Genomic DNA, 16,773 nt, shown 5'->3' on the forward strand with positions numbered 1-16,773 from the left:
CCTTACGCCGCCGACGTCTGTTTTTCGTAGAGAAAATGCAGCACTTTCTGGCGTAGCTGGTGATAACGCGCATCCTCTGCCAGCGCCACCCGTGAACGCGGTCGCGCCAGATCGACCTTAAGGATGTCGCCAACCTGGGCGGCCGGGCCATTGGTCATCATCAGGACCCGATCAGAGAGCAGCACCGCTTCATCCACGTCGTGGGTAATCAGTACGATGGTGGTATTCAACTCCTGCTGAATACGCATCACGCTGTCCTGCAGGTGCGCGCGCGTTAAGGCATCCAGTGCACCGAAAGGCTCGTCGAGTAATAAAACACGCGGCTTCATGGCCAGGGCGCGGGCGATGCCGACGCGCTGCTTCATCCCGCCGGAGATCTCACCGGGGCGCTTGTGCATGGCATGGCTCATTTGCACCCGGTTCAGGTTATGCTCGATCCAGTCGTGCATCTCCGCCTTATGCATCTTGCCTTTGAAGACCTGCTGCACCGCCAGCTCCACGTTCTGAAACGCCGTCAGCCACGGCAGCAGAGAGTGGTTCTGAAATACCACCGCCCGCTCAGGGCCAGGGCCGGTCACTTCTCGGTTATCACACAGCAGCACGCCGCTGGTGGGTCGGGTTAAGCCCGCAATCAGGTTCAGCAGGGTTGATTTACCGCAGCCGGAATGACCGATCAGGCTCAGGGTTTCCCCCTGATGGATATCGAAACTGACGTTATCGAGCGCCAGGAAATCCCCGCCGGAGGTGGTAAAGCGCTGGCTGACCTGCTGTACACGAATGATAGGTTGCATGATGTTCTCCTTATTTATCCCAGCTAAAACGACGCGCCAGCAGCATCAGTCCCTGCTCAAGCAGCAGGCCAACCACGCCAATCAGCAGAATGGCAATCAGGATGTTTTCCACGTTCAGATTGTTCCATTCGTTCCAGATCCAGAAGCCAATCCCCAGACCGCCGGTCAGCATCTCGGCCGCAACAATCACCAGCCAGGCAATGCCAATGGAGAGGCGTACGCCGGTAAGCACGGCAGGCAACACGGCAGGAAACAGGATGCGGCGCATAACGGTCCATTCGGAGAGCTGCAGCACGCGCGCCACGTTGAGGTAATCCTGCGGGATGCGCTGCACGCCTTCAGCGGTGTTGATGATCATCGGCCAGATCGAACAGATAAAAATGGTCCAGCTTGAGGCCGGTTCCGCGCGCTGGAACAGCAGCAGGCCGATAGGCAACCAGGCCAGCGGGCTGACCGGGCGCAGCAAGGCGATGATGGGATTGAACATCCTTGCGACAAAGGTGAAGCGACCCAGCAGAAAGCCAGCGGGAATGCCCACCAGCGCCGCCAGACCAAATCCAACAGCCACACGTTGCAGCGAGGCCAGGACGTTCCAGCCGATGCCCTGATCGTTGGGGCCGTTGTTATAAAAGGGATCGGCGAACAGAATTTTAGCCGCCTCCCAGGTGGCGTAAGGCCCGGGAAAGCCCTGGCTGTACAGCGCGGCGATCTGCCACACCAGAAGCAGGAGCAGAACGCCGCACAGCACCGGAATTGCGCGCTGTAACAACGGACGTAAGCGCGCAGGCGGTCGTACTTTTTTAGGCGTAACCTGAAGGGGAACTACCGTTGCCTGGCTGGGCGCGGTTACCGGCTGCGCCAGTGGACGAGTCTGGGTTTTCATCACGGCCTCTCTTAACGTTTAATAGCGAAGCTGGCAGCGTAGGCGGCTGGATCGCTGCCATCCCATACTTTGCCGTCGATTAAGGTGCTGCTGCGCATGTCGCTGCCGGGCAGCGTGACGTTGCCGACCGCGCTGGCAGCCTGTTTGTAGATATCAATACGGTTGATCTGCTTCGCGACCGCCAGGTAATCCGGATCGCTGTTCACCATCCCCCAGCGCTTCAGCTGAGTCAGGAACCACATGCCATCAGAGAGATAAGGAAAGCTGACGCTACCGTCGTGGAAAAAGCGCATGGCGTGGGGGTCCTGCCATTTTTGACCCAGCCCGTTTTCGTACTGACCCAACATGCGTCCTTCCAGGATTTCGGGTTTGGTGTTGATCCAGGCCCGCCCGGCCAGCACCTGGGCCGTTTCACGGCGGTTATCGTCCGACGCATCGATCCAGCGGGCGGCCTCCAGCACCGCGGCAGTGAGTGCACGGGCCGTATTCGGGTTGGCGTTGACCCACTCAGCGCGGGTGCCGAGGATTTTTTCAGGGTGATCCGGCCAAATCTGCTGGCTGGTAGCGGCGGTAAAGCCGATATTGTCGCTGATGGCGCGTTGGTTCCACGGCTCGCCGACGCAGAAGCCGCTCATGTTGCCAATCTTCATATTCATCACCATTTGCGGCGGCGGCACCACGACGGTGCGCACATCGTCAAAGGGGTTGATTCCGGCATTGGCCAGCCAGTAATAGAGCCACATGGCGTGAGTGCTGGTGGGAAAGGTATGGGCGAAGGTGAAGCTGCCTTTCGCCTGGCCGTCGATGGCCTTTTTCAGGCTTGCACCGTCGGTTACCTGCTGGGCTTTAAGCTGGTTCGACAGAGAGATGGCCTGACCGTTGTTGTTCAACGTCATCAGGTTCGCCATATCATGCTGGGGACCGGCGACGCCCAGTTGCAGGCCATAGATCAGACTGTAGAGCACATGTGCGGCATCCAGCTCACCCGAGGTGAGTTTGTCGCGCACTGCCGCCCAACTGGCTTCTTTGCTGGCCTGCAGCGTCAGACCATATTTCTTGTCAAACCCTTTAACCGAGGCCATCACCACCGGCGCACAGTCGGTGAGGGGAATAAAGCCGACGCGCACGGTCGGTTTTTCTGGGGCATCGGAACCCGCCGCCCACACTGCGTTGCGCAATCCCGGCAATAGCCAGAGTCCACCGACGGCTGCGCCGGATAACAGCAGTTGACGACGAGAAAGTGAAACTGGCGATTTGCTCATCTTTGCCACCCTGAAGAGATAAAAAAAAGGCGTCCTCCCCACTGCTCTCACAGGGGGATGGACGCCTTTATCCAAAGCACTCGCTCTACCGCCGTTGGCAAAGCAAATACACATACTCATTAAGGTAAAGCAAACCGCGTGCCAGAGTGATGAGTGCGGTCAAAACAGCCTTGTGCGGGCCTGCGCGATGGTTTTTTAACCGTTTTTGCACGGTAGTGACGCAGATCACGCACAAGCGTTGTGCAGCTAACACTTTCGGGTTAGCGCTTCACCGTGGCGGCAACCGTTACGATCGCCTGGGCGATTTCCGGTAAGCGTTTGTTCTGGTCCATCGCGCTTTTGCGCAGCATTTGCCACGCGTTTTCTTCGCTCAGGCCATGCTGCTGCATTAACCAGTTTTTTGCCTGGTCGAGTAACTTGCGCTCTTCCAGCGTGGCGCGCATCGCGGCCAGCTCGTTAGCCTGGCGCTGCAGGCGTTGGGACTGTTCACCAATCAACGACAGTAACGATCGCCCGAGCTGGGGAGCGAGCCCCTCGCTGTTGAGGGCAGCAGGCTGATTCTCCAGCCAGTCTGCGCCTGAGACATAGAGGGTAAAATTGCAGCCTGACTGCGCCACACTTAAGGGCTCACCGGCCTGATGCTGTGCCAGGGCGATAGCGTCACGGCAGCGCGACATCAGCACGGCAGAGAGTTGATCCTCCAGCGACTTCATCTGATCGAGGCGCTCCGAAAGCAGTGAGAACCAGTGCAGTGCACCGCTGTCGTCGCGTCTGCCATCGGTGCAGGCGATGCGCCGTAGCCGTTCGATTTCCCGACCTGGTTGGGCCAGAGGCTGCCAGCTGAGAAGCACCGCCTCATCCGCAAACTGCTGAAAGGTTTTGAAGTTTTGTTCCTGCGCTTCGATTAACGCCACCATCGTACTGCGCTGTTCGGCACTAAACTGTCCGGCCGCAAATCCGGCGGCACCCTGTGCCCGCTCCTGTCCGGTCAACTCCTTGCCCTGCATAAAGCTAAACAGGGCAATGAGTGCCCGGGTAATTTCCGGATGGCTGGATGTGTCGGCGGCTTCAAAGACCAGATTGAGCAAACTTCGGATAACAGGGCTAAACGCCATCATGGCCTGCGCGTGGGTAATCTTCAGGCCAGCGATCTGCTGGCGCAGCGCGGGCAATTCTGCCAGTGCCTGCAAGGCGGCGGCTATCAGGTTGCAGAACCGGCTGTATCCCGGCTGTGCCTCCGCCCTGGGTAATGCCTGACAAAAGGCAAGCTGACTGCGGCTGACATCCTGTTCACTCGCCTCACGCTCCTCGCCATACAGCCGACCCTGTGAGCAAATCCACAGGTTGCTGGCACCGCGTTCGCGCTGTAGCTGATGGACTAATTCACTCACCGTGGTAATTAATTTACCGGTCTGGCGAAGTCGCTCCAGACTGGCGATATCGCTTTGCCGTGAGGCCTGCAACCAGCTCAGTGCGTCATCCATTGCTCATCTCTCTCAATGCAAAAAAAGAATAAAGCAAAAGCCATGCCGCTTCCGGTTCACCGTCCCTAAAGATTGTGACGCGTAAACAATGACCGTTTTCATTACCGGCCAGGCATTGCGTGCCATTAAGTCGTTAAGAACGCTTACTCTTTTTTTGCCTGTCATCTGAATGTGACATTATGCAACCGGCTTGTCAGGCGGCCCTGACAACGTCCGCTTTCTCTGCGATTCAGGGGCGGCGGAACCGGCGCATCAGAGCGGTGGGATAAGAAGATGATGAACGCGTATTACCATGCTATATCATTGGGTGCAATGGTTTGAATTCTCAAAAGTCTTAGGTAGACTGAGCGCGGTACAGGATGAATGTCATTTGCCCGTTTATCTTACCGGCTTGCCTACCCGTCTGCGCTTCCCCCGTGAAGGTGAACGGTCGTGTTCTGATGAACAACATGCAGGTATATTGATAATATCGTGAGGAAAATGGTGAAAAATAATTTAGCGTTTATCCTGTCAGTTGGACTGTTATTGTCCGGCTGCAAAACGCCACCGCCCTCGGTGAATGATGACACGCTGGTCACCAGTGATATTCAAGGCGTGAAGCTGGTACACCGCCATGCGGTAGCTGCCCCGACAACCTTTACGCCCGTTAATCAAACCTGGCGCGCCCTGTATAACGCGTCGGTGATGACCCAACCTGACTACGGCGGCAAGGTCGTCCGTTATCTTGAAGCTGGAAAACCTTTTGAGGTCCTCGGCAGCGTCGAGAACCACTGGCTGGCCATTGCCGATAAACCGGACGGGATGTTAACCGGTTACGTGCCGTTAAAGGCGGGCGTGGAAACGCATCGTTACGATGACACCTTACGCAATGACCGTCCGCGTCCGCGGAAAACGAAACAAGTGTGCGTTGACGTCGGGGGCGACAGCAAAGCCTGCCGTACTACCGCGACGGCGACCTGGATTCTGAACTAATGAAATTTAACACCTGCCGTGCTGGGCACTCTGCCAGAAACGCTACCTGTCGCGGGAAAAACACACAGTAATGAGCGTGGAATCATCACCGCGAGAGGTTACGACCTCGGGTACCGAAAATCTTTTACTTAACGCTGCCGCGCCACTGCTGAATGCGGTGGTGCAAATTCGTCAGGCCGCGACTCATGATGACCCGGCGGGTTTACGTCAGTCGCTGATGGATGAGGTGCGCGTATTTGAGCAACGCTGTAAGCAGGCGGGCCTGCCGTTTGAAATGATCATTGGTGCGCGTTACTGCATCTGCAGCGCTCTGGATGAGGCCGCCGCGCAAACGCCCTGGGGCACGCGCGGCGTCTGGTCCGGAAACGGCATGCTGGTTACGTTTCACAATGAAAGCTGGGGCGGTGAAAAATTCTTTCAGCTGCTGTCCCGTATCTCGCAAAGCCCGCAGCAGCATCTCTGGCTGCTGGAAATCATTCATTACTGCCTGTTATTAGGTTACGAAGGTCGCTACCGGGGCAGTGAAAAAGGCCGGGCACAGTGCGACAGCCTGCGGGCACGGTTAAAAGTCCTGATCGATGAAACCCGCGCCCAGCAGAGCACCGATTCCCCTCCGCTGGTGCAGGTGCATCCGCTGGTCAGCACGCTTGCACGTCCGATGGTGCCGCTCTGGGCCTGTGCAATGCTCGTCGCCCTGATTGGCTGCCTGATTTACAGCGGGCTAAACTGGCGGCTGGGCAATGCGGCCGAGCCGCTGCTGCGAAGCCTGTATAACATGCCGTTGCCGCAAATCACGGTAAATCGCCGCCCTTCTTCGCCTCAGGCCCTGCTCGATTTGCGCCAGCGGCTCAATGATGTGATCGCCGCCGGTCAACTGGAAGTCAGTGACGGTGCCTTTGGCAGCAAGGTCATTATTCCTGCGGACAAGCTGTTTGCCGAGCAAGGCACGGTGATCAACCCGGTGGGCCGGGCCATTCTGGCGCGGGTCTCCAGCGCGATGAAAGATGTTAAGGGCACGATTCTGGTGTCGGTGTTTACCGATGATAAACCCGTGGACGGCAGCCGTTTTGCCTCCAGCTATGAATTTTCTTTTGCCCGGGCACGTGCCGTCAGCCAGCTGCTTCAGGTTCAGCTTGCCGATGCGCATGTGATCCGCTCGGAAGGACGCGGTGACAGTGATCCCCTGCTGCCCAACGACAGCAGCGAAAACCGGACCCGTAACCGACGGGTTGAAATCACGCTGTTTGCCGCACCTGAAACACTGAGCACTCACCAAGGAACACACTGATGCGCGCTTCATTTCGTTTATTTTTAACGCATCGGCTGCTGTGGAGCTTTATCGGCGTCACGGCACTGAGTTGCCTGTTGTGGATGCTGGGGCCGCTTATTGCGTGGGATGAAACCCGCCCGCTTGAGCCTGCCCTGCACCGCGAGATCGCGGTGAGCATCCTTTATCTGCTTTGGATCGTGCTTCAGCTGATCCCTGCGGTTTACCGTGCCTGGTATAACAGCCGTCTTCTGGATCGGCTGCAGGTCGTAGAAAGCGACGATCCCGCCGAGCGTCAGGCGACTGAAGCGCTGCTGAGCCAGCGTTTCAGCGACGCGGCCATGCGCCTGAAACGCACCCATTTTGGTCGCCGTCAGGGCAGCCTGTGGGCACGCATCAACGCCAACTATCTCTACCAGTTGCCTTGGTATCTGATGATTGGCGCGCCCGGTGCCGGTAAAACCACCGCGCTGCTGAATGCCGGACTGAAGTTCCCTCTTACCGATACCTTTGGTCACGAGGCGGTGCGCGGCGTCGGCGGCACACGTCATTGCGACTGGTGGTTTACCGACAGTGCTGTACTGATCGATACCGCCGGGCGCTATGCGCTTCAGGAAAGCCAGCGCGCCCGCGACGCCAGCGAGTGGCAGAGCTTTATTAATTTGCTGAAGCGCTATCGTGCCCGGCAGCCGATTAATGGCGTCATCATGACCATCAGCGTGGCAGATTTGCTGAGCGATTCCGCCGAGGCGCGTTTTGAGCAGGCCAACGCCCTGCGCGAACGCCTGACCGAACTGCATCAGCACACCGGCATTCACTTCCCCGTGTATATCATGCTGACCAAAACCGACCTGCTGAAAGGCTTCATGAGCTACTACGGCACACTGGATAAAGCCCGACGCGATGCTATCTGGGGATTCACCTTCCCCTGGGACGCCGGCAAGCCGAATAAGCAGGACTGGCACCCGCATTTTGACCTGCAGTTTACGCAGTTAGCCCAGAAGCTGCAGTTGCAGCTGGCCGATCAGATGACCCACGAGCGCGATCTGAATGAGCGGGCAGAGTGTTTCCTGTTTCCGCAGGAGTTCTCGTCTCTGCGCCCGCTGCTCAGCGAATATCTGGATATCGTGTTTTCTCAGCGTGCTGACACCGTTGCCTGGAATCCGCGCGGCCTGTTTTTTACCAGCGGCACTCAGGAAGGATTACCTTTTGACCGTGTCATGGGCGAGTTGAGCCGCAAACTGCAGCTGCGCCAGGCCGGTTCCCATTCTATTGCCGCCTGGGATCGCGTTAACCGCAACAGCCCCATTCCCGGTAATAAAGGCCAGAGCTTTTTCATTCGCGATCTGCTGAGTAATCTGGTGTTTAAAGAGAGCGGCCTGGCGGGCAGCAACCGCCGCTGGGAATACCGTAATCAGCTTTTACACTGGATTGGCTACGGCATGCTGGCCGGTGCGCTGGTGATCATGAGTGGGTTATGGTTGGTGAGCTACTATCAAAACCAACATTATCTGCAGCAGGTTTCGGCGCGAATGCCGGTTATCTCACAACAAAGTCAGCAGGTGATACATCAGCCTGCTGATAATATTTTTGATCTGCTACCCTTTCTGAATAACCTGGTGAAGTTGCCTGTGTCCGACCAGTTTTCTCTCGATAATCCGCCGCTTACTATGCGAGCGGGGTTATACCGGGGAAATCAGGTCAGCGATGCCGCCTGGGCGCTTTATCAAAATGCGCTTAAGTCTTTATTACTGCCGCGCGTTGCTCAGCAGATCACCAACCTGCTGCGTAACGACCCAGGTGATGATAACGAATACAGCCGTAACGCGCTGCGGGCCTATCAGATGCTGTACCAGCCACGAAATTATGATGGGGAATTTCTCCGCGCCTGGCTGCTGCAGAATCTGCAGCGTTCGTTACCGGATAAGGTCAGCGCCCGTGATTTGCAGCAGTTGGACTGGCATTTGAGTCAGTTGCTGGATCAGCAAATTCAGTCTTCGCCGTATGCGCGCGATAACGCGCTGATGTTGGGCAAGCTGGCTGATAATTTAAACCATGCAGGTGACAGCAATACCCTGCTGGCCGTCGCGCCCCGTAAAGCACAGCGCCTGACGACGCATAACCCATAATGGCGAGGTGAACATGCCTGCATCTCTGGCCCCTGGCTGGTACGGCAAATTGCCCTCGACGGGGGACTTTTTGCATCATCGGTTAACCGAGCAGCTTATTGCCCCCTGGAACCACTGGTTTCAGCAAGGCCTGGTGCACTGGCATCACCAGGACGGTGCGGTCAATGCCGACTTTTTACGCGCCCCGGTATGGAATTTCGTATTACCGATCACCCCAACCCGCAATCAGGTGCAGATGGGTTGTCTGCTGCCCTCCTGCGATCGGGTCGGACGCGCCTGGCCGCTGCTGGCGCTGCTGAGCTTTCCCCTGGCCCAGTGGCATCCGGCGCAGCTGACCATCTCTGGCGACTGGTTTCAGGAACTGGGTGCCACGCTGCTGAGCGCCGTGGCGCAGCGCCTCACACCGGCCCAGCTGGAGCAGCAGATTCAGGCGCTGACGCCGCTGATGATCCCGGTACAGCAGCACTCCGATATTATGGATGTAATCGGTTTCCACGATTTGCCTTGCACCCTGAGCTGGCAGGAAGTCGCCGAACGTTTCGACCCTCAGCAACACATTAGTTACTGGTGGAGCAATCGCAGTGACGGTTTCGTTCATGCCACACACAAGCATAGCGGCAACCTCACAGCAGAACTGTTCTCATTACTGTTTAATCCGGCGGCAGGTGCACAGCCGGGACGCAATGGCCTCTATCCACCGATGTTTGAGTGAGGCGTTGCTACTGTCCTCCATGACGGGATAACTCATGCAATTTACCATCGTACAATGCACGTCTGATATTCCGGTGAAAACCGTCACCTTTCATCCGCCGGGCGGCACCATTGGCCGCAGCCAGGATAACGACCTGGTGTTACCGGATGAAGCCCGTTCTATTTCGCGTCTGCAGGCGCTGGTGCACCTGTCAGGCGAAGGCGAATGCCGTTTGACCAATCAGGGCAGCGTTACGCCTGTCGAACACAACGGTGTGCCACTTAAGCGCGGCATGCAGGTGCACCTCAAGCACGGTGACGCACTGCGCATTGGTGACTACGCCATTGACGTGCGCGATCCGGCGTATCACGGCGTGAACAGCGATCCTCTGGCGTTTTTTTCCCATGCCGCCACGCGTAGCAATCCGCTGGATATTCCCGAACATGCGGAGGTGGAGGAAGTCACAGAAGAGCCTGTACCGAAGCGTCCTGAACGTCGCGGCGACGCCAGGCTGGCGATCGATCCCCAGATTAGCGAAACTTTTCATGCGCCCTTTGCCGCCGGGCTGGATCAGGACAAGCTGGTGGCGGCGCTGCTGGACGGAATGGGGCTGAAAAACGGCCACAATACGGTGATCAGCGAAGAGCAAATGCGCACTACAGGCCGGATGCTAAGCCTGTTCTCTCAAGGTACGGTTGCCCTGCTGTCGTCGCGTTCCATTCTGAAACGTGGCGTCAAAGCCGAAATGACGATGATCCTGAACGAGGCCAACAATCCCTTCAAAATTCTCCCCTCAGGCAAAACCGTCTTGATGCAGATGTATCAAAGCCAGATGCCGGGCTTTATGCAGCCCGAACAGGCCGTGCGCGATGCGTTGGTCGATCTGCAGGCGCATCAGTTGGGCATGATTGCCGGGATACGCGCGATTATCGCCGCGATGCTGCAGTCGTTTAATCCTCAGGGGCTGGAAGAACAGGCGCGCGCGGACGGCGCGGTGTCGAAAACCCCCTTTTCCCCCTTTAAAAAAGCTGCCCTGTGGGACTATTTTACCCGCCGCTACCAGCGTACCGCCGGGGAAATCGAAGACGATTTTCACACGCTGTTTGGGGAAGCCTTTCTTCATGCCTATGACATGGAAGTGAATCAGTACAAAGACTCACAGACGCGCACGGATGACGCATGAATATCGCCTTTGCCAGTCAGTATCAGCAGGGGCTGCGCGCCGATAATCAGGATCGAACCGGCGTCATAGTGGATGAACGCAAAGCCTGCTTTGTGGTGTGCGACGGCGTGGCTGGCTTGCCCGGCGGCGACCAGGCGGCGCAGCTGGTGTGCGATGTCCTGATTGAACAATTACTCACCTGCGACCAGGTGACGCCAGCCCTTACCCGTCAGGCGGTTGAAAAGTGCCGATCATTACTTGAAATAGCCCAGGGTAATAATCCGAATTTTTCCACCATGTGCACCACGCTTGCCGGCCTGTTTATCGACCGTACGCGACAGCGCGCATGGTGGGCGCACGCGGGTGACAGCAGGGTTTATCACTTCCGTCACGGGGTGCTGAATGAGGTCACGCGTGACCACAGTCTGGCGCAAAAGTTAAGCGATGCGGGCTATGAAAATACCGGAATTAACAGTAATTTACTCTATAATGCGCTCGGCATAGAACCTGCCCATCCGGTGAGCTTCTCTGACGAAATCATGCTGGAAGATGGCGATGCGTTTTTAGTCTGCAGCGACGGTTTCTGGCTCAACCTGACCACCAAAGAAATGGAGCAGGCGCTGCGCATGGTAAATGCCTGTGACGAGTGGCTGATGTTAATGGAACAGGCGGTGAGCCGCGACGTAAAGAAAGACAACCTTAGCGCACTGGCCGTATGGATTGGTGAGCCGCAAGATGCCACCCTGCTTTATACGCTGGCCGATTCCGCGCGTTTTCTGCCATCAGGTTATTGATTAAAGGAATTCTATGAAATTGTGGTTGCCCGCTATAGCCACGTTGTTTATGGCCTTTACTGCGCAGGCGGAAAATTATCGCGTGGTGTATTCACCCAGTCTTGAACTGGAAGTGTATATCGACAACGTTGCGGGCAAAACGCCGGATGAGTGGTGCCAGGAAACGCTGCCGCTGCGTATTGTGTCGGGTAAAGGTCAGGATGCTGAGGTTTTAAAAACGTTTTTGCCGCGCGTGGGCACGCTGTTAGCCAATCAGTGTAACGATCTGGACGTGCTACCCTGGCAAATGACCAATAGCGAGGGCAACGTGCTGGCCAGCGGCAGCGCCAGCAAATTGCAGAACTGGCGACTGATTGTGAATACCGATGCCAAAGCCACTGCCCCGGCACAGAGTGCGGTCTCGCCCAGCCTGTCGCGTCCGGCAGATGGCACGCCGCTGCAGCATTTCGCCTTACCAAACGGCTGTCGTTTTCGCACGGCCTGGGACGCGCGTGGACTGGCTATGTTTGTGCCTGACATCGGTAAACAGCAGTGCTCCGCCGAGGGCTGGCTGGAAGGTAAAAGTGACATAACCCTGAGCGGTGGCGCGCAACCGCAGACGCTTGCGATCAGCTTTTATCAGGGCTATCCCATTGCCAACCTGACGCTATCCGACCAGCATCTGCAAATTGTGGACGTCAATAACCAGCGCATGATTCTGGCCCGTTCCGATGCGCCAGACAGCTGGATGGTCTTGCCCTTTGATGTACAGCAGCATCTGTGGCGTTTTGACGGAACCTTATTGATCAAAGCCGATAAAACGGCGGCACAGCAGAATGCCAGCGCGCTGACCTCGCGCATTACTGCTCTGCGCAGCCGCTGGGCGACCGGTATGACATCGTCGCAAAAAGTGAATGTGTTACTTGTTGACGCCTTACGCGCGGATCGGGTCGATCCTGCTGAAGGTGCATGGCGTAACATCCATTAATTACCGCGTAGCCTGACAAGCAGGCCCCGTTCAGAGAGTCTATTATGTCGGCAAATGACAGTCAGAAAACAATACCGAATGCCTTGCCTGACGGATATCGTTTTAACGAGTTCGAAATTAAAGAGGTGATTGGCGGCGGCGGTTTCGGCATTGTCTACCGTGCATGGGATCACCAACTCGAACGCACGATTGCGATTAAAGAGTACATGCCGGTGTCGCTGGCGGTAAGAACCGAAGACTTATCACTGGCGCTGCGCGGTGAACGGTTTCAAAAGCTGTTTAACGCGGGCCTGAACAGCTTTATTCAGGAAGCCCGACTGTTGGCGCGTTTTAACCATCCTGGTTTACTTCACGTCCTGCGCTTCTGGGAACAGAACGGCACTGCCTACATGGGCACGCTCTACTACAACGGCATGACGTTAAAAGAGTGGCAGGTCACCAGCCATGAGGCGATTTCAGAAGCCTGGATACGTCGTCTGCTGCCGCCGCTGTTAGGCGCTATCAACACCATTCATCAGGCGGGCTACCTGCATCGGGATATCTCGCTGGATAACATCCAGATTCAGGAAAATCAGCTGCCGGTGCTGCTCGACTTTGGCTCCGCCCGTAAAGAGATTGGCAACCTTTCCGACGAAACTGAAATCATGCTCAAACCGGGTTTTGCGCCCATTGAGCAGTACAGTGAAGAAGGCGAAAGTGAACAGGGTCCGTGGACGGACATTTATGCGCTGGGCGCCGTGTTGCATACGTTGATTACAGGCTCTCCGCCGCCGGTCAGCGTGGTGCGCTGCATTGAAGATAATTACCAACCGCTGGTGGCACGTAAACCGCAGGGCTACTCGCTGCCGCTGCTGCACGCGATTGACTGCGCGCTGACGATGAAGCCCCACGATCGCCCGCAGAACATTGATGAGTTTGCCGCGCTGATTGATTTGCCCGTCAGCGACGTTGAGGCGGTGGTGAACAGCCTGCAACAGCGTAATGATGAGCAGTCTATCAGCGACGCCGCGTCAGCCGAGACCGTGCCACCGGTCGTGTTAGCGATGAATCACGGTGCGACGATGGCCGAGCCGTTAACCGGACGCAACGTACGTCGCCTGTCGCCGGGATTACTCGCGCTGGCTGGCGTCGCGATGATTGCGGTGGCGGTAGTAGTCTGGATTGAGAATACGCGTACGCCTGCTGCTTCGCTCGTTGATAAGAGCCATGCGTTACCGGCTACCGGCACGGTACCCGCCGGTCTGGCGATGGTCTATCTTAAGCTCACCAGCGACGAACAGGTGGTGCTGAACGGTCAGCCCGTTGCGGTACATGCCAGCAGCAACGGTTTTGCGGTGTTGAATCTGGCCGCCGGTCAGTACCGTATTGACGTGCGGGCCGGGAACCGGCTTCGCAGTCAGTCACTTCTGATTGATAAACCCGGCACCTGGCTGATTAATCCCACCAATTAATTCGGTGCCAGCCTGGATCGGTGCATGGTTCAGGCCTGCTTCAGCCAGTCTTGTTGCAGCGCACGTACCTGATGCGCCAGGCGGATCAGATCGTCCTCTTCCATTCCGCGTTTGGTCAGCTCTTCTTCCAGCGAGAAGAGATACTGGGCATTTGAACCCAGCGGCCCGGTCGCCGCAGCAATTAACGGCGCAACCGCCTGCGGACAGGTATCATCCTCATACAGCGGATGGCGGGGGTCCATAATAAACACCAGGGCAGAAACGCGACGTCCGTCTTCCAGCGTCAGCTCACACCAGGTCGGCAAATAGCACCCGGTGATCATTTCACGTTTCCACAGCAGTTCCAGTTCGTCGTGCAGACGTTCTTCCGGCAGGCGAAACGCCAGCCCACGGGTAATACCGCCCTCTTTCAACGCCAGCATACGTCCCGGATGCGAAGCCGTGCCGCGCCCGGCAGTCAGGCGTAAGCAAAAGGCGCGATGCCAGCCGTCCAGCGACGCCGACGCAACTTCATCAGCTTCAAAAACCGGGTTCCACATCAGAGAACCGTAGCCGAAGATCCATACCGGGCTGTGATCGGGCCGACAGGCCAGGGTTGCCGCCAGCGATGCCGCGCGCTGTTCACAACTCCACAGGAGTGTCTCCTCAATATCACCAAATGATGTTTTACAATCCGCTTTTAATAAGAATTCCCGGGTTAGCAATGCGACCTCCTCGACTTTCACCACGTCCTGTGTAAGTGGCTCCTCTGCTCTGTTATGTTCAACATTCACTAATTTACGCTCTGTTCATTAAACTGACATTAATTATTAACACAATCAGTTGCAAGCAAGAGTCGGAGTAGAAAGTAAAAATTTGCCTATATTGCGGTATTAACAGAAAGGTTAATTGCACACCAAAAGGATATTTTAAAAAAACAGGAGATGTAACAGCCCGTTATTACAGGTTGCTTGCGCGCCGTCTGAATGGCTTAGCGGATGAAAAATAACGTAAAAAGGGTTACCCGCTAATGACCGTATATAGCCAGATTAACGAGCAAGGTTGTTGCGTTAAATGACCGTTTCGGCGTGAAATAAAGCCGTAAATACCTGCACGCACCGAGACAGAAAAATGCCTTCCCGTCCATGGGAAAGACTACAGGACGACGCGGAGTGACCTGACGTTCGCGTGATAATGGCGCTGGGCACTACTTTTTAGGATGCCATTTATCATCATCGCCTTTCTGGTATTGATGTTTTACCGCCGACCAGGCCACCTTGTGCGCCACCTCTTCACGGGATTCATCACCGCGACGGTCATCGGGATGCTTGTACTCTGTCCAGGCGTGGTTAAAAGCCTGCTGATAGATGTCCTGAGCATGTGCAGGCAAAACGTTTTTCACACTCTCGGGAAGGTCGTTTCGGTTAGCGTAAGGCATCATGTCTCCTCAGTTAACAAGCGAATTTATAAGCCTGGCGTAGATGAGTGAAAATGCAAACCCGCACTTATTACCGCCTTTACGGGTTTCGCCTTCAATGGCAGCTTAACGACAACCTTCCCTGAACTTTTATCTTGATAAAATCCAGGATAATGCCGCAGCCGCTTGATGTTTGTTACTGATTTAGTAAATAAAATCCCCAATAAGATAAAGTTATCCGCCTTTCAGGCAAAATCCCTTTAAAAGTAAAAAGCGGTAAATTTTTACATTAGGTGCGATTGAAAAGTTAAACTGCGTAACCTATAAGTTTCAATGTAATGGTGGGTAAATGAATTACCCCTTTTATTCAGCAGAGAGGATGGTGAATGCCTTCACATGAAAAAACACGTCACAAAGAGTTTTCACTGATACTTCCCCTTATTGCCCTTGGCATACTCTATTTTTTTAATGCACAAACCTCACTGCCCATCGTGGTTGGTATTAACTTACTCGCGCTGGTGGCGATTCTTAGCAGCGCCTTCAGCGTGGTGCGCCATGCGGATGTTCTGGCGCATCGTCTCGGTGAACCCTATGGCTCGCTGATTCTCAGCCTGTCGGTGGTCATTCTTGAAGTCAGCTTAATCTCGGCGCTGATGGCAACCGGTGATGCCGCGCCCGCCCTGATGCGCGATACACTTTATTCCATCATCATGATCGTGACCGGTGGTCTGGTCGGCTTTGCGCTACTGCTGGGCGGGAATAAGTTTGCTACGCAGTACGTGAATCTGGCCGGGGTAAAACAGTACCTGATTGCCATTTTTCCGCTGGCCATCCTGGTGCTGGTGTTCCCGAATGCGTTACCCGGAGGGAACTTCACGACGGCCCAGGCACTGCTGATTGCCGCGATCTCCGCTGCGATGTATGGCGTTTTCTTGTTAATCCAGACTAAAACCCATCAGAGCCTGTTTGTGTATGAGCATGAAGATGAAAGCGATGATGGCGATCCCCATCACGGTAAACCCTCTGCCCACAGCAGCGTCTGGCACGCTATCTGGTTGATTATCCATCTGATTGCGGTCATTGCCGTGACCAAGATGAATGCCAACCCGCTGGAGCATTTACTGAGTGAGATGAACGCGCCTAAGCAGTTTACCGGCTTTCTGGTGGCGTTATTGATTCTGTCGCCAGAAGGACTGGGGGCGATCAGAGCGGTGTTGATGAACCAGGTCCAGCGCGCCATGAACCTGTTCTTTGGCTCGGTGCTGGCGACCATTTCACTCACCGTACCTGCCGTCTCGATCATCGCAACCCTGACCGGACAAGAGTTGGTGTTTGGCCTGGAGCCACCGCAGATGGTGATTATGATTGCGTCACTGATTCTGTGTCAGCTCAGCTTCTCGACTGGCCGAACCAATGTCCTGAACGGCGCGGCCCATCTGGCCTTGTTTATCGGTTACCTGATGACAATCATGCTGTAACCTGCTGACCTGAGACGAAAAAAAAGAGCGAATTGTCGCTCTTTTT

15 protein-coding genes are annotated in these 16,773 nt (G+C 55.9%); 9 read left to right on the forward strand and 6 right to left on the reverse strand.

What is annotated here, in order from left to right:
* Window positions 1-2 precede the first annotated feature (2 nt).
* From QNH99_RS12895 to QNH99_RS12910, 4 genes are all read right to left on the reverse strand, one after another.
* Window positions 3-791, reverse strand: coding sequence for an ABC transporter ATP-binding protein (locus tag QNH99_RS12895; protein ID WP_063879341.1), 789 nt, complete (start codon window positions 789-791; stop codon window positions 3-5).
* 10 nt (window positions 792-801) lie between these two features.
* Window positions 802-1,674 (reverse strand): nitrate ABC transporter permease, encoded by an 873-nt coding sequence (ntrB, locus tag QNH99_RS12900; RefSeq protein ID WP_063879340.1) that lies wholly within the window; start codon window positions 1,672-1,674, stop codon window positions 802-804.
* An 11-nt stretch (window positions 1,675-1,685) separates the two neighbouring features.
* Entirely contained in the window at window positions 1,686-2,936 is a 1,251-nt protein-coding gene (locus QNH99_RS12905) for a CmpA/NrtA family ABC transporter substrate-binding protein (protein ID WP_410516770.1), read from the reverse strand.
* Between the two features lie 260 nt (window positions 2,937-3,196).
* Window positions 3,197-4,420, reverse strand: a complete 1,224-nt coding sequence (locus QNH99_RS12910) for a nitrate regulatory protein (RefSeq protein WP_096012485.1) — start codon at window positions 4,418-4,420, stop codon at window positions 3,197-3,199.
* A 480-nt stretch (window positions 4,421-4,900) separates the two neighbouring features.
* Between QNH99_RS12910 and QNH99_RS12915 the strand changes: the two genes are divergently transcribed.
* The 8 genes from QNH99_RS12915 (at window position 4,901) to QNH99_RS12950 (ending at window position 13,853) form a co-directional block, all read left to right on the forward strand.
* Window positions 4,901-5,392: an SH3 domain-containing protein gene (locus QNH99_RS12915; RefSeq protein ID WP_410516771.1), complete on the forward strand. Its 492-nt coding sequence runs from the start codon at window positions 4,901-4,903 to the stop codon at window positions 5,390-5,392.
* Window positions 5,393-5,462: 70 nt separating this feature from the next.
* Window positions 5,463-6,680, forward strand: coding sequence for a type IVB secretion system protein IcmH/DotU (icmH, locus tag QNH99_RS12920; RefSeq protein WP_063879336.1), 1,218 nt, complete (start codon window positions 5,463-5,465; stop codon window positions 6,678-6,680).
* Window positions 6,680-8,788 carry a type VI secretion system membrane subunit TssM gene (gene tssM / locus QNH99_RS12925; RefSeq protein WP_283355585.1) on the forward strand — a complete coding sequence of 703 codons (2,109 nt, stop codon included), beginning with the start codon at window positions 6,680-6,682 and terminating at the stop codon, window positions 8,786-8,788. The genes icmH and tssM overlap by 1 nt, the downstream gene beginning before the upstream one ends.
* Before the next feature lie 13 nt (window positions 8,789-8,801).
* On the forward strand, window positions 8,802-9,500 hold the full coding sequence (gene tagF, locus QNH99_RS12930) for a type VI secretion system-associated protein TagF (RefSeq protein WP_109716214.1): 699 nt from the start codon (window positions 8,802-8,804) through the stop codon (window positions 9,498-9,500).
* 34 nt (window positions 9,501-9,534) lie between these two features.
* Window positions 9,535-10,662: a type VI secretion system-associated FHA domain protein TagH gene (gene tagH / locus QNH99_RS12935; RefSeq protein ID WP_218994638.1), complete on the forward strand. Its 1,128-nt coding sequence runs from the start codon at window positions 9,535-9,537 to the stop codon at window positions 10,660-10,662.
* Window positions 10,659-11,435, forward strand: coding sequence for a PP2C family protein-serine/threonine phosphatase (locus QNH99_RS12940; RefSeq protein WP_410516772.1), 777 nt, complete (start codon window positions 10,659-10,661; stop codon window positions 11,433-11,435). Before tagH ends, QNH99_RS12940 begins: the two co-directional genes overlap by 4 nt.
* Before the next feature lie 13 nt (window positions 11,436-11,448).
* Window positions 11,449-12,402: a hypothetical protein gene (locus QNH99_RS12945; protein WP_109716211.1), complete on the forward strand. Its 954-nt coding sequence runs from the start codon at window positions 11,449-11,451 to the stop codon at window positions 12,400-12,402.
* Between the two features lie 44 nt (window positions 12,403-12,446).
* Window positions 12,447-13,853, forward strand: a complete 1,407-nt coding sequence (locus QNH99_RS12950; RefSeq protein WP_109716210.1) for a serine/threonine protein kinase — start codon at window positions 12,447-12,449, stop codon at window positions 13,851-13,853.
* Window positions 13,854-13,882: 29 nt separating this feature from the next.
* On the opposite strand, the gene QNH99_RS12955 is transcribed toward QNH99_RS12950, so the two are convergent.
* Both QNH99_RS12955 and chaB read right to left on the reverse strand, forming a co-directional pair.
* Window positions 13,883-14,557, reverse strand: a complete 675-nt coding sequence (locus QNH99_RS12955; RefSeq protein WP_164484284.1) for a gamma-glutamylcyclotransferase — start codon at window positions 14,555-14,557, stop codon at window positions 13,883-13,885.
* A 482-nt stretch (window positions 14,558-15,039) separates the two neighbouring features.
* The gene (gene chaB, locus QNH99_RS12960; protein WP_063879328.1) at window positions 15,040-15,270 is read right to left on the reverse strand and encodes a putative cation transport regulator ChaB; all 231 of its coding nucleotides are present in this window, start codon (window positions 15,268-15,270) and stop codon (window positions 15,040-15,042) included.
* Window positions 15,271-15,635: 365 nt separating this feature from the next.
* Between chaB and chaA the strand changes: the two genes are divergently transcribed.
* Window positions 15,636-16,727, forward strand: coding sequence for a sodium-potassium/proton antiporter ChaA (gene chaA / locus QNH99_RS12965; protein WP_063879327.1), 1,092 nt, complete (start codon window positions 15,636-15,638; stop codon window positions 16,725-16,727).
* Window positions 16,728-16,773: the final 46 nt, after the last annotated feature.

Origin of the sequence: Pantoea allii, assembly GCF_046529425.1 — a bacterium.
In the GTDB taxonomy this organism is placed as follows: domain Bacteria; phylum Pseudomonadota; class Gammaproteobacteria; order Enterobacterales; family Enterobacteriaceae; genus Pantoea; species Pantoea allii.

Bases quoted from the DNA above. Each gene is read 5' to 3' on its own strand.
- QNH99_RS12895 (WP_063879341.1), bottom strand. From the start codon at position 791: ATGCAACCTATCATTCGTGTACAGCAGGTCAGCCAGCGCTTTACCACC.
- ntrB (WP_063879340.1), bottom strand. From the start codon at position 1,674: ATGAAAACCCAGACTCGTCCACTGGCGCAGCCGGTAACCGCGCCCAGC.
- QNH99_RS12905 (WP_410516770.1), bottom strand. From the start codon at position 2,936: ATGAGCAAATCGCCAGTTTCACTTTCTCGTCGTCAACTGCTGTTATCC.
- QNH99_RS12910 (WP_096012485.1), bottom strand. From the start codon at position 4,420: ATGGATGACGCACTGAGCTGGTTGCAGGCCTCACGGCAAAGCGATATC.
- QNH99_RS12915 (WP_410516771.1), top strand. From the start codon at position 4,901: ATGGTGAAAAATAATTTAGCGTTTATCCTGTCAGTTGGACTGTTATTG.
- icmH (WP_063879336.1), top strand. From the start codon at position 5,463: ATGAGCGTGGAATCATCACCGCGAGAGGTTACGACCTCGGGTACCGAA.
- tssM (WP_283355585.1), top strand. From the start codon at position 6,680: ATGCGCGCTTCATTTCGTTTATTTTTAACGCATCGGCTGCTGTGGAGC.
- tagF (WP_109716214.1), top strand. From the start codon at position 8,802: ATGCCTGCATCTCTGGCCCCTGGCTGGTACGGCAAATTGCCCTCGACG.
- tagH (WP_218994638.1), top strand. From the start codon at position 9,535: ATGCAATTTACCATCGTACAATGCACGTCTGATATTCCGGTGAAAACC.
- QNH99_RS12940 (WP_410516772.1), top strand. From the start codon at position 10,659: ATGAATATCGCCTTTGCCAGTCAGTATCAGCAGGGGCTGCGCGCCGAT.
- QNH99_RS12945 (WP_109716211.1), top strand. From the start codon at position 11,449: ATGAAATTGTGGTTGCCCGCTATAGCCACGTTGTTTATGGCCTTTACT.
- QNH99_RS12950 (WP_109716210.1), top strand. From the start codon at position 12,447: ATGTCGGCAAATGACAGTCAGAAAACAATACCGAATGCCTTGCCTGAC.
- chaB (WP_063879328.1), bottom strand. From the start codon at position 15,270: ATGCCTTACGCTAACCGAAACGACCTTCCCGAGAGTGTGAAAAACGTT.
- chaA (WP_063879327.1), top strand. From the start codon at position 15,636: ATGCCTTCACATGAAAAAACACGTCACAAAGAGTTTTCACTGATACTT.